Origin of the sequence: Phaeobacter sp. JH20_02 (genome assembly GCF_048056915.1) — a bacterium.
In the GTDB taxonomy this organism is placed as follows: domain Bacteria; phylum Pseudomonadota; class Alphaproteobacteria; order Rhodobacterales; family Rhodobacteraceae; genus Phaeobacter; species Phaeobacter bryozoorum.
In genome coordinates this window covers 989,963-1,003,375 of sequence record NZ_JAYMVP010000022.1, presented here as the reverse complement: position 1 = coordinate 1,003,375, position 13,413 = coordinate 989,963, and the positions used below count along the sequence as shown (strand labels likewise).

At 62.6% G+C, this 13,413-nt stretch carries 14 protein-coding genes; 7 read left to right on the top strand and 7 right to left on the bottom strand.

The features are described from left to right. Positions 1 to 5: 5 nt before the first annotated feature. From VWY34_RS11580 to dusB, 3 genes are read right to left on the bottom strand one after another with little or no spacing between them, the layout of a single operon-like run. A complete protein-coding gene (locus VWY34_RS11580; protein WP_340545493.1) occupies positions 6 to 1,418 on the bottom strand; it encodes a response regulator in 1,413 nt (470 codons plus the stop codon). Positions 1,419 to 1,424: 6 nt separating this feature from the next. Then, on the bottom strand, positions 1,425 to 2,591 hold the full coding sequence (locus VWY34_RS11575; RefSeq protein WP_416535983.1) for a two-component system sensor histidine kinase NtrB: 1,167 nt from the start codon (positions 2,589 to 2,591) through the stop codon (positions 1,425 to 1,427). Further along, a complete protein-coding gene (gene dusB, locus VWY34_RS11570) occupies positions 2,588 to 3,601 on the bottom strand; it encodes a tRNA dihydrouridine synthase DusB (RefSeq protein WP_416544335.1) in 1,014 nt (337 codons plus the stop codon). Before dusB ends, VWY34_RS11575 begins: the two co-directional genes overlap by 4 nt. 191 nt (positions 3,602 to 3,792) lie before the next feature. Here dusB and VWY34_RS11565 point away from each other — a divergent pair, with 191 nt between their 5' ends. The 4 genes from VWY34_RS11565 (at position 3,793) to VWY34_RS11550 (ending at position 7,374) form a co-directional block, all read left to right on the top strand. Continuing rightward, a complete protein-coding gene (locus tag VWY34_RS11565; RefSeq protein WP_416544334.1) occupies positions 3,793 to 4,995 on the top strand; it encodes a bifunctional 2-C-methyl-D-erythritol 4-phosphate cytidylyltransferase/2-C-methyl-D-erythritol 2,4-cyclodiphosphate synthase in 1,203 nt (400 codons plus the stop codon). Next, entirely contained in the window at positions 4,992 to 5,498 is a 507-nt protein-coding gene (locus tag VWY34_RS11560) for a phosphatidylglycerophosphatase A (RefSeq protein ID WP_340545489.1), read from the top strand. Before VWY34_RS11565 ends, VWY34_RS11560 begins: the two co-directional genes overlap by 4 nt. A 17-nt stretch (positions 5,499 to 5,515) precedes the next feature. After that, complete coding sequence (locus VWY34_RS11555; RefSeq protein ID WP_416535989.1) at positions 5,516 to 5,980, top strand: CinA family protein; 465 nt, start codon at positions 5,516 to 5,518, stop codon at positions 5,978 to 5,980. Positions 5,981 to 6,192: 212 nt separating this feature from the next. Then, positions 6,193 to 7,374, top strand: a complete 1,182-nt coding sequence (locus VWY34_RS11550; RefSeq protein ID WP_340545487.1) for an ammonium transporter — start codon at positions 6,193 to 6,195, stop codon at positions 7,372 to 7,374. Between the two features lie 84 nt (positions 7,375 to 7,458). On the opposite strand, the gene VWY34_RS11545 is transcribed toward VWY34_RS11550, so the two are convergent. Beyond that, complete coding sequence (locus tag VWY34_RS11545) at positions 7,459 to 7,905, bottom strand: type II toxin-antitoxin system RatA family toxin (protein ID WP_340545486.1); 447 nt, start codon at positions 7,903 to 7,905, stop codon at positions 7,459 to 7,461. A 73-nt stretch (positions 7,906 to 7,978) separates the two neighbouring features. On the opposite strand from VWY34_RS11545, the gene hpt reads away from it, so the two are divergent. Then, positions 7,979 to 8,524: a hypoxanthine phosphoribosyltransferase gene (gene hpt / locus VWY34_RS11540; protein ID WP_340545485.1), complete on the top strand. Its 546-nt coding sequence runs from the start codon at positions 7,979 to 7,981 to the stop codon at positions 8,522 to 8,524. A 212-nt stretch (positions 8,525 to 8,736) separates the two neighbouring features. Next, the gene (locus tag VWY34_RS11535) at positions 8,737 to 9,087 is read left to right on the top strand and encodes a hypothetical protein (protein WP_416540220.1); all 351 of its coding nucleotides are present in this window, start codon (positions 8,737 to 8,739) and stop codon (positions 9,085 to 9,087) included. A 47-nt stretch (positions 9,088 to 9,134) separates the two neighbouring features. Here VWY34_RS11535 and VWY34_RS11530 read toward each other — a convergent pair whose 3' ends face one another. Both VWY34_RS11530 and lipA read right to left on the bottom strand, forming a co-directional pair. Next, positions 9,135 to 10,280, bottom strand: coding sequence for an amidohydrolase (locus tag VWY34_RS11530; RefSeq protein ID WP_416544333.1), 1,146 nt, complete (start codon positions 10,278 to 10,280; stop codon positions 9,135 to 9,137). Continuing rightward, complete coding sequence (lipA, locus tag VWY34_RS11525) at positions 10,277 to 11,227, bottom strand: lipoyl synthase (protein ID WP_416544332.1); 951 nt, start codon at positions 11,225 to 11,227, stop codon at positions 10,277 to 10,279. The genes VWY34_RS11530 and lipA overlap by 4 nt, the downstream gene beginning before the upstream one ends. 359 nt (positions 11,228 to 11,586) lie before the next feature. Between lipA and VWY34_RS11520 the strand changes: the two genes are divergently transcribed. Continuing rightward, positions 11,587 to 12,135 carry a peroxiredoxin gene (locus VWY34_RS11520; protein ID WP_340545481.1) on the top strand — a complete coding sequence of 183 codons (549 nt, stop codon included), beginning with the start codon at positions 11,587 to 11,589 and terminating at the stop codon, positions 12,133 to 12,135. Between the two features lie 93 nt (positions 12,136 to 12,228). Here VWY34_RS11520 and VWY34_RS11515 read toward each other — a convergent pair whose 3' ends face one another. Then, entirely contained in the window at positions 12,229 to 13,302 is a 1,074-nt protein-coding gene (locus tag VWY34_RS11515) for a DUF6456 domain-containing protein (RefSeq protein WP_340545480.1), read from the bottom strand. Between the last annotated feature and the right edge of the window lie 111 nt (positions 13,303 to 13,413).

Here is a 13,413-nt window from a genome sequence, read left to right as displayed (position 1 = left end):
CTATATTACATCAGTTTGCGACGGCGTGTCACCTCAATATCAAGGTCGGTGATCTTCTTGCGCAGCGTATTGCGGTTAATACCAAGTAAATCCGCACATTTTGCCTGATTTCCGCCGGTCATCGCGAGCGATAATTCAATCAAAGGGGTCTCAACCTCCCGCATCAACCGGGCATATAGGCCGGGTGGCGGCAGCATATCGCCGTGCAGATCGAAATAGCGCTGCAAATGGCGCGCCACTGATTCCGACAGTTTCTCGGTACTGAGGGCCGCACCGCTGGCTGCCAGCGGCTCCCCGCCCGATTGCGCGCCCAGCGCACCGTTGACTTCATCCAGGCTGATGTCCTCGCTGCGGGCGGTCAGCGCCAGACGCCGCATCACATTCTCCAGCTGGCGCACATTTCCCGGCCACGGGAACTGCCGCAGCGGTTCGCGCGCTGCCTCGCTCAACCGGCGGTGCGGTGCGCCATCATTTTCGGCCCGCGTCAGGAAATGCGCGCAAAGCAGCGGAATGTCATCCACCCGCGCCCGCAGCGCAGGCACGGGGAGCTCCGTGCCGCTGATCCGGTAATAGAGATCCTGTCGCAGCCGCCCGGCCTCCATCGCTGCGGTCAGATCCTGCTGGCTGGTGGCGATGAAACGCGGCTGGTGGTCTCCGGGGGCATCCATCATGCGAACGACGCGTGCCTGTGCCTCCTCGGAGAGATCCGCCAGCTCATCCAGCAGCAGCGTGCCGCCACGGGCCTGCGCCAGCAACTGCGCCGGACCATCGAGCGAGGCGAGATCAGCCGCCTCAGCCCTGACAAACGGCAGGGTGCGCCGATCCGAAAGATCATGCATGGACCGCGCGATCAGGGATTTTCCAGTGCCGCTCTCGCCGGTGATCAACAGCGGGATATCGGTGTTCATCACCCGCGCCACCAGACGGTAAAGTGTCTGCATCACCTCGGTGCGCCCCACCAGTGGCAGGTCCTCATGGGTCTCGCCGCTATGAAGGCCGAGATCGCGCGCGCCCTCCCCCTGCGGCGTCGAACGCCCCTGCCCCTGCGTTTGCCGCCGCTCTGTCAGCGCCTTGGCAGTCCGCTTCATCAGCTCCGGCAGGTCGAACGGTTTGGGCAGGTAATCATAGGCCTCGGCCTCAGCCGCCTTGATCGCTGTCATGATGGTGTTCTGCGCCGAGATCACGATCACCGGCAGCCCTGGCCGGTCATCGGCGATCTTGGGCAGCATCTCCAGCCCATTGCCATCCGGCATCATCACGTCGGAGATGACGACATCACCCTTGCCCTCGCCAACCCAGCGCATCAGCGTCGTCAGAGAGGAGGTCGCATGCACCTTGCACCCGGCCCGTGTCAGGGCCTGTGTCAAAACCGTGCGGATAGTGCGATCGTCATCTGCGACCAGAACGGTGCCGTCCATGATGTGCTACTCCTTGGGTGCGTCTGCGGTATGGTTGGGATCATGTGGAAACGGTGCCGGGCGTGGCGCCGTCGGCACGCGCGACAGCGACAGGCGAAACACCGTCTGCCCGGGTTCGGAACTGACCGAGATCCAGCCCTGATGATCGGCAATGATCTTGCTGACCAGCGCCAGTCCCAGACCAGTGCCATTCTCGCGGCCAGAAACAAACGGATCAAAGATATCATCGCGGATCGCCTCAGGCAGACCCGGACCGTCATCGGAAATCTCAATCTGCAGCGGCAACAGCTTGCCCGACCCATCACTGCGCCGCAGGCGGAACGAATGCTCATAGAAGGTACGGATGCGAATGGTTCCACCACCGGGATCGGCGGCCTCTGCTGCGTTCTTCAGCAGGTTCAGGACCACCTGCAACAGCTGGTCCCCATCGCCCCAGGCCATCGGCAGCGAGGGGTCGTAATCCTCGATGATGGTCATCTGCGCGCCAAACCCCAGCAACGCAGAGCGGCGCGCCCGGTCCAGCACATCATGGATATTGACCTCCTGAAAGGCCGGGGCCGAGAGGTTGCCGAATTGCTCCACCTGTTCCAAGAGTTTCACGATCCGCCGACTTTCGCTCACGATCAGATCGGTCAGCTCCAGATCATCCCCCGACAGCCCCATGGACAGCAGCTGCGCCGCACCGGTGATCCCTGCCAGCGGGTTCTTGATCTCATGGGCCAGCATCTCGGCCATACCGATTGCGGATTGCGCGGCGGATTTGGCCGAATGGTTCTGCGTCAACCGCCCGGCCAGCTCGCGCGGGGAGAGCAGGATCAGCATCCCCCCCTGAACGCCCTGCACCCGCGCCACCTGTACATTGCATTGCAGCGGCGCCCGCCCGGGGGTGCCGACGTCGATATCGTTGACAAACAGCGGCGTGCCATTGTCGCGGGCGCGCTCCACCGCCTCGTCAATGGCCGGGGCAATGATCACATGCTGCCAGATGCCCTGACCCAGCAGCGCCTTGCGCGAGGTATTGAGGAAGCCCTCACCGGCGGAATTCACATCCGCAATCCGGGCCTCGCGATCTATGACAAAGGCCGGGATCGGCAGCGACGCCCAGAGCGCGCTGTCTGCACCGTTCCAATCGACCTGCGTGGCGCCGGTTTTTCCGCCCTCTGCCTGCGTCATGCCGCCTGCCCGCCCATGGTTTGTGGCCCAAGATCCGGCCCAGCGCCCCCGGTCAGCGCCGCAGGCAGGAGGCTGAGCACCGTCTTGGGGTTCTTGGCTGTCAGCACGTCCCGGCGCAGCTGAGCAGGAGTGGCGGCCTCATCCATATACCAGCCCAGATGTTTGCGTGCGACCCGCAGGCCAAGATCCACGCCGTAAAAGGCGATCATCGCCTCGTAATGAGCGCTGACCATCTGAACCAGATCCGAACCGGTCGGCACATCGGGGGCTGCACTGCCCCAGATGTCATGCGCCACCTCAGCCAGCAGCCAGGGCTTGCCCTGTGCCCCGCGCCCAATCATCACGCCATCCGCACCCGAGAGTGCCAATGCACTGCGGGCCGTGGCCGTATCCACGATATCGCCATTGGCCAGCAGCGGAACCGTCAACGCAGCTTTCACTGCTGCAATGGCCTGCCAATCTGCATTGCCCTTGTAGAACTGACACCGGGTGCGGCCATGGATGGTGACCATCTGCACCCCAGCCTCCTGCGCGCGATAGGCCACATTGGCGGCGTTCAGACAGCTGTCGTCCCAGCCAAGCCGTGTCTTCAACGTCACCGGCACCGAGACCGCAGCCACCACCGCCTCAATCAGCGACAGCGCATGATCCGGTGTCTTCAGCAGGGCCGAGCCGGAATAACCATTGGTCACCTTCTTGGCCGGGCATCCCATATTGATATCAATCAGCTTTGCGCCCCGGCTTTCCACCTGCCGCGCGGCCTCTGCCATCCAATAGGCATCGCGCCCGGCAATCTGCACCGCCGTATTCTCCACATCCGCACTCAGCTCGGCCCGTTCACGCACGCCGGGCTTGGCCTGCACCATTTCCTGACTGGCAACCATCTCGCTCACCATCAGCCCGACACCAAAGCTGCGCACCAGATCGCGAAAGGGGCGATCGGTGATTCCAGCCATCGGCGCCAGCGCGATGGGAGGGGTCAGAGAGGTGGAACCGAGAGTGAAGGACAACTGCCTAATCCTTGTGCATATGTGGTGTTTCTATCCGAAGCAGCCTCTATGCGACAATGAAACCCCTGGCGGCAAGGCTGCTTCTTTTGGCAGTTGCCTAATTTTTAGGCACTTTACCCAGGGTGACGCGCTGCCATTGCCTCCCCTTGCATCACCTCCTAAACATTTGCGACCCAAGAAAGAGCCATCCCATGCCGTCTGCCCCCCTACCCACCGCGCCGGTTACCACCGCAGCTGATCCTGCGTCCCACCAAACCGCAGCGCTGATTGTTGCCGCAGGCAAGGGCCTGCGGGCCGGCGGCGGTCTGGCAAAACAATGGCGCCCCCTGATGGGACGCCGGGTAATCGACTGGACCATTGATGCCTTCCTACGCGCAGGCGTTCAGCGGATTGCCCTCGTTCTCGCTGCTGAGGATACCGATCACTGGCAGGAGTTTGCATCGCGCGCGGAGCTGCTGCTCACAAAGGGTGGCGACACAAGGGCGCAGTCGGTGGCCAACGGGGTGGAACTGCTCAATCAGCACGGGCTCCACAGGGTTCTGATCCATGATGCCGCCCGCCCCTGTGTCTCTCCCCGGGTGATCCGCGATGTGATGGCCGCGCTTGATAACCATCCGGCCGCCGCCCCGGCGCTGGCGGTGACCGATGCGCTGTGGCGCGGGGATGGTGGGACGGTGACCGGCACCGAGAACCGCGACGGCCTGTTTGCTGCCCAGACCCCGCAAGGCTTTCACCTGCCGCAGATCCGCGCCGCCCATCAGCAGCTTGCCGCATCCGGCGGCGACGCTGCAGACGATGTGGCCGTGGCCCGTGCGGCAGGGATTGACGTTGCCATCATTCCGGGCGACCCAGACAATATCAAAATCACCCGCCCGGAGGACTTTGACCGGGCTGCGCGCATATTAGGGGGCGACATGGATGTAAGGCTTGGCAATGGCTATGATGTTCACCGGTTCGGACCGGGGGATGAGGTCGTGCTCTGCGGTGTGCCCGTGGCCCATGATCGCGGCCTTCAGGGCCATTCCGACGCCGACGTCGGGCTGCACGCCATCACCGATGCCCTCTATGGTGCGCTGGCAGAGGGCGACATAGGTCGCCACTTCCCGCCCTCGGATCCCCAATGGAAAGGTGCCGCCAGCGATATCTTCCTGCGCCACGCCGCCGATCTGACCCGCTCCAAGGGCTATCAGATCTCGAATGTGGACTGCACGCTGGTCTGTGAATTCCCCAAGATCACGCCCCATGCCCCCGCCATGCGCGCGGCGGTGGCCGAGATCCTGTCGATTGATATCTCCCGCGTCTCGATCAAGGCGACCACCTCCGAACGGCTTGGCTTTACCGGTCGCGGCGAAGGCATCGCCGCCCTCGCCACCGCCTGCGTGGTGAAATCATGAAACGCTCGCGCCTCGCCTTTCTGATCGGCACCGTGGGCGGCATCGGCTACATGCGTCCGGCACCCGGCACCTGGGGGTCGCTTGCTGCGCTGCCCATGGCTTTTGTCCTGCACCAGCTGGGCGGTTTCCTCCTGCTGGCGCTGGCAACCGTGATCTGCATGGTGGTCGGCGTCTGGGCGGCGGAGGCGATGACCCGCAACCGCGAAAACATGGATCCTTCCGAATTTGTGCTGGATGAGGTGGCAGGCCAGTTTGTTGCCCTCTGGGCGATTTCCTATCCCGCCTGGGCGCATGACATTGCCATCACTGCACTCTGGCCCGGCTGGATTGCCGCATTTGTGCTGTTTCGCCTGTTTGATGTGTGGAAACCCGGCCCCGTTGGCTGGGCCGACCGTCAGAAAGGGGCCACAGGGGTGATGATGGATGATATTATCGCAGGCATCCTTGCTGCCATCGGTGTCGCCGCGCTGGCCGGCCTCACCCATGGTGTACTGGGCCTGTAAATTGCAGAGGTAAGTCCATGGACGCGTCCGACATCATCCGCAAGGCCAGCGCAAAAGGCCTGACCATCGCCACCGCAGAGAGCTGCACCGCCGGTATGATCGCCGCTGCGCTCACCGATGTGCCCGGCTCCTCGGCGGTGGTTGATCGGGGCTATGTCACCTACTCAAATCGCGCCAAGCAGGAGATGCTGGGTGTGCAGGCCGCGACACTCGAGGCTCTCGGCGCGGTCAGCGAGGAGGTCGCGATCCAGATGGCAGAAGGCGCCCGCAGCCGCGCCCGTGTCGATATCGCGGTGGCCGTGACCGGGATCGCAGGCCCCGGCGGCTCCGAACACAAACCGGAAGGCCGCGTCTGTTTTGCGCTGGCAGCCGGGGACCGCAGCACCCATGTCGAAACCGTCGATTTCGGCGCCCTTGGCCGCGACGCGGTGCGACGGGCCACCCGCGACTATGCGCTGACACTGATCCGACAGGTGCTCTGAACCCGCTGACGCAAATCACCGCCCATCTGCCGCAATTTCATATTCTGTGCGCAGATTGGGCAGCACCCCCTCGATTGTGCTCATTTTTTCGGCATTTTGACAAAAGCCTGCTTTTTTAGCGCCAACATCAAACCTGCCGCTTTTTTCAACGCTGCAACTCCGCTTTGTCAGGCCTCAGATAGAAATCAGCCTGAAATGCGGAAGGAACGGCGATGAACGCAGCCGATACAGCTTGGATTATTGTGGCCACGGCCCTTGTCCTCTTTATGACTTTGCCGGGGCTAGCCCTGTTTTACGGCGGGCTTGTCCGTGCCCGCAATGTGCTCAGCGTGTTCATGCAGTGCTATGCGATTGCCTGTTTGATGAGCGTTCTATGGCTCGCCTTCGGCTATTCCATCGCCTTTGGCAGCGGCACCTCCGGCATCTGGGGCGGGCTGGACAAGATGTTCCTGTCCGGCGTCACCGCCGACAGCCTGTCCGGCACCCTGCCCGAGGTGCTGTTCTTTGCCTTTCAGATGACCTTTGCCATCATCACGCCCGCGCTGATCGTCGGCGCCTATGTCGAGCGCGTCGGCTTTGGCTTTGTGCTGGTCTTCTCCGGCCTCTGGATGCTTCTGTGCTACGCGCCGGTGGTGCATTGGATCTGGGGCGGCGGCATGATGGCCGATGGCGGCATCTTTGGGGAGACTGGCGTGCGCGACTTTGCCGGTGGTATCGTGGTCCATGAAACCGCCGGTCTGGCTGCGCTGATCATCGCCGTCTTCCTCGGCCCGCGCAAAAACCGCACCACACCGCCGCACAACCCCGGCTATGTCTTCATCGGTGCCGCGATGCTTTGGGTCGGCTGGTTCGGCTTTAACGGTGGCTCGCAGCTGGCCGCTGACGGCGGTGCGGCAATGGCGCTGACCGTGACGCATATTTCTGCCGCGACGGCCTCTCTCACCTGGGCGCTGTGGGAAAAGATCAAATACGGCAAGGCCTCAATGGTCGGTCTGGTCACCGGCACCATCGCGGGGCTGGCCTCAATCACGCCGGCCTCTGGCTTTGTAGGTCCGGTTGAGGCGCTGATGATTGGCGCTGTCGCGGGTATCCTCTGTCAGGAAGCCGTGAATCTGGTGCGCAATGTGCTGAAGATCGACGACACGCTTGATGTCTTTGCCGTGCACGGTGTCGGCGGCATCTTTGGCACCATCATGATCGCGCTCTTTGGCCAGGGCACCTGGCTGGCACAGCTGGGCGGTCTTGCGATCGTCGGTATCTTCACCGCCGTTGTGACTGTTGTTCTGGTCAAGGTTACCGCCGCGATCACCCCGCTGCGCGTCGATCCGGAGACCGAGACAAACGGCTTGGACATCTCCGTCCATGGCGAACGCGCCTATGATATGACCAGCTGAGGACGCAGCACCAGCCGCCATAAAAAAGAAACGGGCCTGCATCGCGGGCCCGTTTTCTTTCAATAACTTACAATGCGTTCCTGATCAGCCATACAGCTCCGCCGCGCGCCGCTCAAACGCCCGCACGATCCGCTGCATCGCCTCGTTGAAGACCACACCAATAATGCCCTGCAACACTGCGTTCTTGAACTCAAAATCCACGAAGAAGGACACGTCGCAGCCGCCATCCGCACGGTCGGCAAAGGCCCAGTTCGACTTCATATAGCGAAACGGACCGTCCAGATATTCGGTGTCGATCTTCTTATCCTCGGCGTAGAGCGTCACCCGGCTGCCAAAACGCTCGCGGAACACCTTGAAGGAGATCACCAGATCCGCCTCCATCACCTCCGCGCCCCCCTGCGGCACCCGGCTACGGATCCGCGCCGCCGCACACCAGGGCAGAAACTTCGGATAATCCCCGACATCAGCCACCAGATCATACATCTGCTGTGCCGTGTAGGGCATTGGCCGGGTTTCTGAATGGGTAGGCATGAGTGGCGCATTTCCTGCTATGATCATCCGGCGTCATGTCATATGAACGCGCGGGAATTTCAAGGGGGCACCCATGACACAGCGGCCATATGTCATCGATGTGATGATCTCAGCCAAGGCCATTGCGGCCCGGATCGAAGAGCTTTGCGCCGAGATCCAAGACGAATTTCAGGGCACCGACAAACTGGTGGTGGTGGGGCTGCTGCGCGGCAGCTTCGTCTTTATCGCAGATCTCGTGCGGGAACTTGACCTGCCGATCGAGGTCGATTTCCTCGAGGCGTCCTCTTATGGGGACGCGATGGAAAGCAGCCGAGAAGTTCGCATTCTCAAGGACTTGCGCGGCGCAATTGAAGGGCGCGACGTGCTGGTTGTCGAAGATATCGTCGACACCGGTCATACCCTGAACCATGTCACCCATCTGCTGCGCAGCCGTCAGCCTGCACGGTTGAAGTCGATCGCGCTGCTGGACAAACCATCACGGCGTGAGGTCGATTTCCGCTCTGACTGGATCGGCTTTGAGATCCCGGACGAATTTGTGGTGGGCTACGGAATCGACTACGCGCAGCGCAACCGCAACCTGCCCTTCATCGGCAAGGTCCGCTTCACCGATGAGGGCTAAGCGCCGCACGGAACTGCCCGGCCGGTATCAGAGCACCTAACATGGCACCGAGAAAGGCGCGCAGACACCGCGCCTTTTTTCATGCGCGAGGGAACCGGCGGCCCCTTGCCGATTGTCGCACCCCGGTCAGCACAAAGCAGCGCAGGCGATTTGCCAAAACCGGCAGGCTCCCCCATGTCTTGGTCAAAGCAGAGATCACGAGGAGATCCGCCATGACGACGAAATACCTTGCCGCCGCGGCCACTGCCGCCGCGCTGAGCCTGACGCCCGCCCTTGCCCCGACCATCGCCAATGCGGCGCCGCCAAAATGGGCTCCGGGCCATAATAACAGCGCCGCCCATTACGCGCCTGGGCAAATCAAGAAACAGTATAAGAAGCGCCACAAGACGCGGGAGCGCATCAGCGGCGACTATATCTATATCGACGATTACGCGCGTTGGGGTCTGGCACCACCGGCTCCCGGCCACCGCTATGTGCGCAAGGATGACCGCATCTATGAGGTGGTGCGTGACACGCTGGCAATCGTAGGGGCCGTCGCACTGGTCGAAGCCCTGACAAACTGACGCTTGAGCGGATTGAACAGGTCCGCGCAAGGGCCTGTTGCAACACGCTAATCGCTCAAAATCTCGGCGATAACCTCGGCAAAGATGGCAACCCCGACCGGGATTGCCGCATCCGGGAAATCATAATCGGGATTGTGCAGCTGCGGCTGATCCAGGCCGGAGCCGAGCCAGAACATAGCTGCCTTGGCCTGCTTGCCAAACTGGCCAAAATCCTCGGACCAGCGCTGTGGCTGCGCCCGCATCCGAACGGCATGGCCTGCGCGCGTGCAGGCGCGCCGCAGCAGCGTCACCGCCTCGGCGTCATTGGTGCAGGCCTCGAACACATCATCAAACCTGATCTCACAGCCAAGGCCGCTCTCAAGGCAGGTGCTCTGTACCAAAGTCGTGGCGGCTGTGATCAGCTCCGCCATGCGCGTATCATTCACCGTGCGCAGCGTGGCCCAGACCTCCCCTTCGCCGGGAGCGATGCCAAACGTGGCCTGCCCCAGTCGCGCATGGGTCAGCGTGACCAGCGCGTAATCGGGGCCAAGATCCCCACCACCCCCCAGCGCGACCAGCCCCGGAAGCAGCTGCGCCATGGCAGATGCAGGCGAAATTCCATCCTGCGGCGCCGCCGCGTGAGAGGTCCGGCCAGTCAGCTGCACCCGCATCCCCCGCGAGGCACAATTGGCGGCACCCGCGCAGAGCGCAATCTCCCCAACCGGCAGCCCCGGCAGATTATGCAATGAAAACGCGTAGTCAGGCGCGATAGTGGCAAAGGCCGGGTCGCCGATCACCGCAGCGGCCCCCTTACCGGTCTCTTCGGCCGGCTGGAACAGGAGCACCACCCGCCCGCGAGACGGGCGTCGGGCTGCCAGATCCTCTGCCAGCGCGGCGACCATCACCATATGGCCGTCATGGCCGCACAGATGGCCACGCCCGGCATGGCTGGACCTGTAGGGCTGCTCCGACAGTTCCTCGATTGGCAGGCCATCGAGCTCGCAGCGGATCATGACGGTCGGCCCCGCCTGTATGCCCTGATAGACTGCAGCAACGCCATCGCCGCCGAGCCCGGTCAGCAGCTGGTCCGGCTGGTACTGGCGCAGATAGCGCGCCACCACCTCCGCCGTCTTCTCCTCGGCACCCGAAACCTCGGGGATCTGGTGCAGGCGATGGCGCAGCCCGGTCAGCCGCGCCAGACGCTCCGGTGTCATGCCTGGCCGAGCTTGGCGTTCCGTGCAGCACGCAGCCGGGCAAAATCATCCCCCGCGTGATAAGATGACCGCGTCAGCGGCGTCGCCGATACCATCAGAAAGCCCTTGCCATAGGCGGCCTTCTCATAGCTCTCGAATTCTTCCGGCGTCACAAAACGGTCCACCGCATGGTGCTTCGGCGTGGGCTGAAGATATTGGCCGATGGTCAGGAAATCGATATCCGCGGCGCGCATATCGTCCATCACCTGCTTTACCTCCTGCGCATTCTCGCCAAGGCCGACCATGATGCCGGATTTGGTGAAGATCGCAGGATCCAGCTCCTTTACCCGCTGCAACAGCCGCAGGGAGTGGAAATAGCGCGCACCGGGGCGGACACCGGGATAGAGACCGGGAACGGTTTCCAGATTGTGGTTGAACACATCCGGGCGGGCCTCCACCACGGTTTCCAGCACCTCAGGGGCGCATTTCAGAAAATCCGGTGTCAGGATTTCGATCGTGGTTGTCGGGCTGCGATGGCGGACCGCGCGAATGGTCTGGGCGATATGGTCTGCACCGCCGTCTTCCAGATCGTCGCGGTCGACGGAGGTGATCACAACATGGTTGAGGCCAAGTTTCTGCACCGCATGGGCGACGCGACCCGGCTCAAACGCATCCAGCGTATCGGGTCGGCCGGTGGCGATATTGCAGAAGGTACAGCCGCGGGTGCAGATTTCACCCATGATCATCATGGTGGCGTGCCCCTGGCTCCAGCATTCGCCAACATTCGGGCAGCCGGCTTCCTCACAGACCGTGACGAGGTTGTTCTCACGCATGATCTTATGTGTTTCCGCGTAGCCTTTGCCCCCTGGCGCCTTGACCCGGATCCAGCTCGGCTTCTTCGGCTGAGCATTGTCAGGACGATGCGCCTTTTCCGGGTGGCGTTGCTCGGGGATTTTCAGATCTCGCACGTCGATGTTCCCTTGCGGCAATGGTCTTTTGGTCTTCGTAACATAGTTGCAATCGCTTGGCACGACCAGTTCTGCACCTGACGACGAAGGCAAAACAGATCAGCTCTGCACCGTAATAATCTGTCTTGATTAAGATATTTGCGCGCAATGCAGAATTTGCAACCCTGCCCGCCGGTTTTGCCTTCCACGCTATTGCAGGATCAAACCCGCCTCCGAGTCGGTCAGAAAGCGGCGCATGACCACAGCGATGCGGCGCCACCCGGACACCGCTGCACCAGCGCGCGAATACCCCATTGCGGGCGATTTAGAACTATTATAAGTCACCGCCCGACACCGAATTGATCAACTAGGAGCCGATGATGAAAGCTGGCGTAAAACTGCCCGACGTGACCTTCCGCACCCGTGTTCGCGACGAATCCGTGGGCGGCCCGAACCCGTTCCGCTGGGAAGACAAAACCACCGCTGACTATTTCGCGGGCAAGCGCGTAGTGCTGTTCTCCCTGCCCGGTGCTTTCACCCCCACATGCTCGACCTATCAGCTGCCCGGTTTTGAAAACGGCTTCGCCGACTTCCAGGCCGAAGGCATCGATGCGATCTACTGCATGTCGGTGAACGACAGCTTCGTGATGAACAAATGGGCCGAATCCCAGAACCTGAAGAACGTTGGCGTGATCCCCGACGGGTCGGGCGAATTCACCCGCAAGATGGGTATGCTGGTGGCCAAGGATAACCTGGGCTTTGGCAACCGGTCCTGGCGCTATGCAGCCATCGTCAACAACGGTGTTGTCGAGGCATGGTTCGAAGAGCCGGGCCTGTGCGACAACCACGGCGAAGATCCCTATGGCGTCTCCTCCCCGGAGACCGTTCTGGAGCACCTGAAAACCGCCAAGGCTGAGGTCGCCGCCTGATCCGCGCGACCCCGGTCAGGTCCGGACCGGCCAGAGAAAATCCGCAAACCCGGTGCCGCATGGCGCCGGGTTTTTCTATGTCAGGCCATGGGTTCAGCCGATAAGCTCATCCTGCGCCTGCTGGGCGTCATAGTGAAGTTTCAGCTGTTGCAACGCGATGCGCAGCACCACCTTGCCTGACCGCGCCGACCAGCCCAGCTGGCGTTCGGCCGCCTCCAGCCCTTCCAGATGGCAGCAACAGCGCATCACGATGTCGCTCAGCCCCTCGCCAAGCGCGTTGAGCGCGGCAGAGGCCCGGCGTTTGGCGGCTGCCGCGGCCTGTCCGGGTCGGCGACGGCGGGCGGCGGCCGGACTGCAATCGCCATCGGCAAACTGCGCCACCGATTGCGCCAGATGATCGCCGACCTGCGCCAGTTCGAAATCTTCGCGCAGCCGCTCACCGGCGCGCACCAGATCGCTGGTCAGAAACGGCGTCCCATCACGATCCGTCAGCCGCGCCAGCATATGCAGCGGCGTCTCACCCAGCCCATAGCGCGCCCGGCGTGGACGACGCGGACCGCGACCAACCTTGCGCGTCGCCAGGCTGGCGCTTTCCAGTCGGGAACGGGCGCGGTTCTCGCGGCGGGCCACAAACTGGCTGAGCGCGGTGCGCCCTTCGGGTGTGATATGATAGCGGCTGAGCCGCCCCGGCGCCGGACAGGCGATCCAATCGCGCAGCGCCATGGCCTCGGCCAGGATGCGATCCACCACGACCTTCTTGTCACCGCTTGCCGCCTCCCGCACGACAACCGCTTTCTCCATGCCATCCGCCACCGCGAGCACCGCGCCCTGCGGGTTCAGACAGGTCAGGATTTCGACCACCTCGCTCTCGAAGGCTTCGGCGCAGGCGGGCACTGTGCCCAGGGCCAGGGCACGGGCCGACATTGGCCTGGGCCCCGGCATCGTTTCGGCGTAGTGGCGGGCCGCCAGCGACGCCAAGGCGCCATCGACCAGCGGATCGTCGCGTCGGGTTTCGACCCGTCGGACCTGTCGCAATACCGTGGACGGGTGGCAGCCCGCCTGTTTTGCAAGATTGCGGATCGAACGGCCCGCTTCGGTGTGTTCAAGATATCGGCACGCCTCCTCAGGCACCCATTCCGGCAAGCCGGATACAGCCATAGTTTGCATTTTATCACCCCACATGTGATCATTCGAAACTATCCTCCCACTGGCCGCCTACGTGTTATCCACAGACACCATTCACCGTACTGGCCTGATTTTTCTGGATAGTCTCAGTCA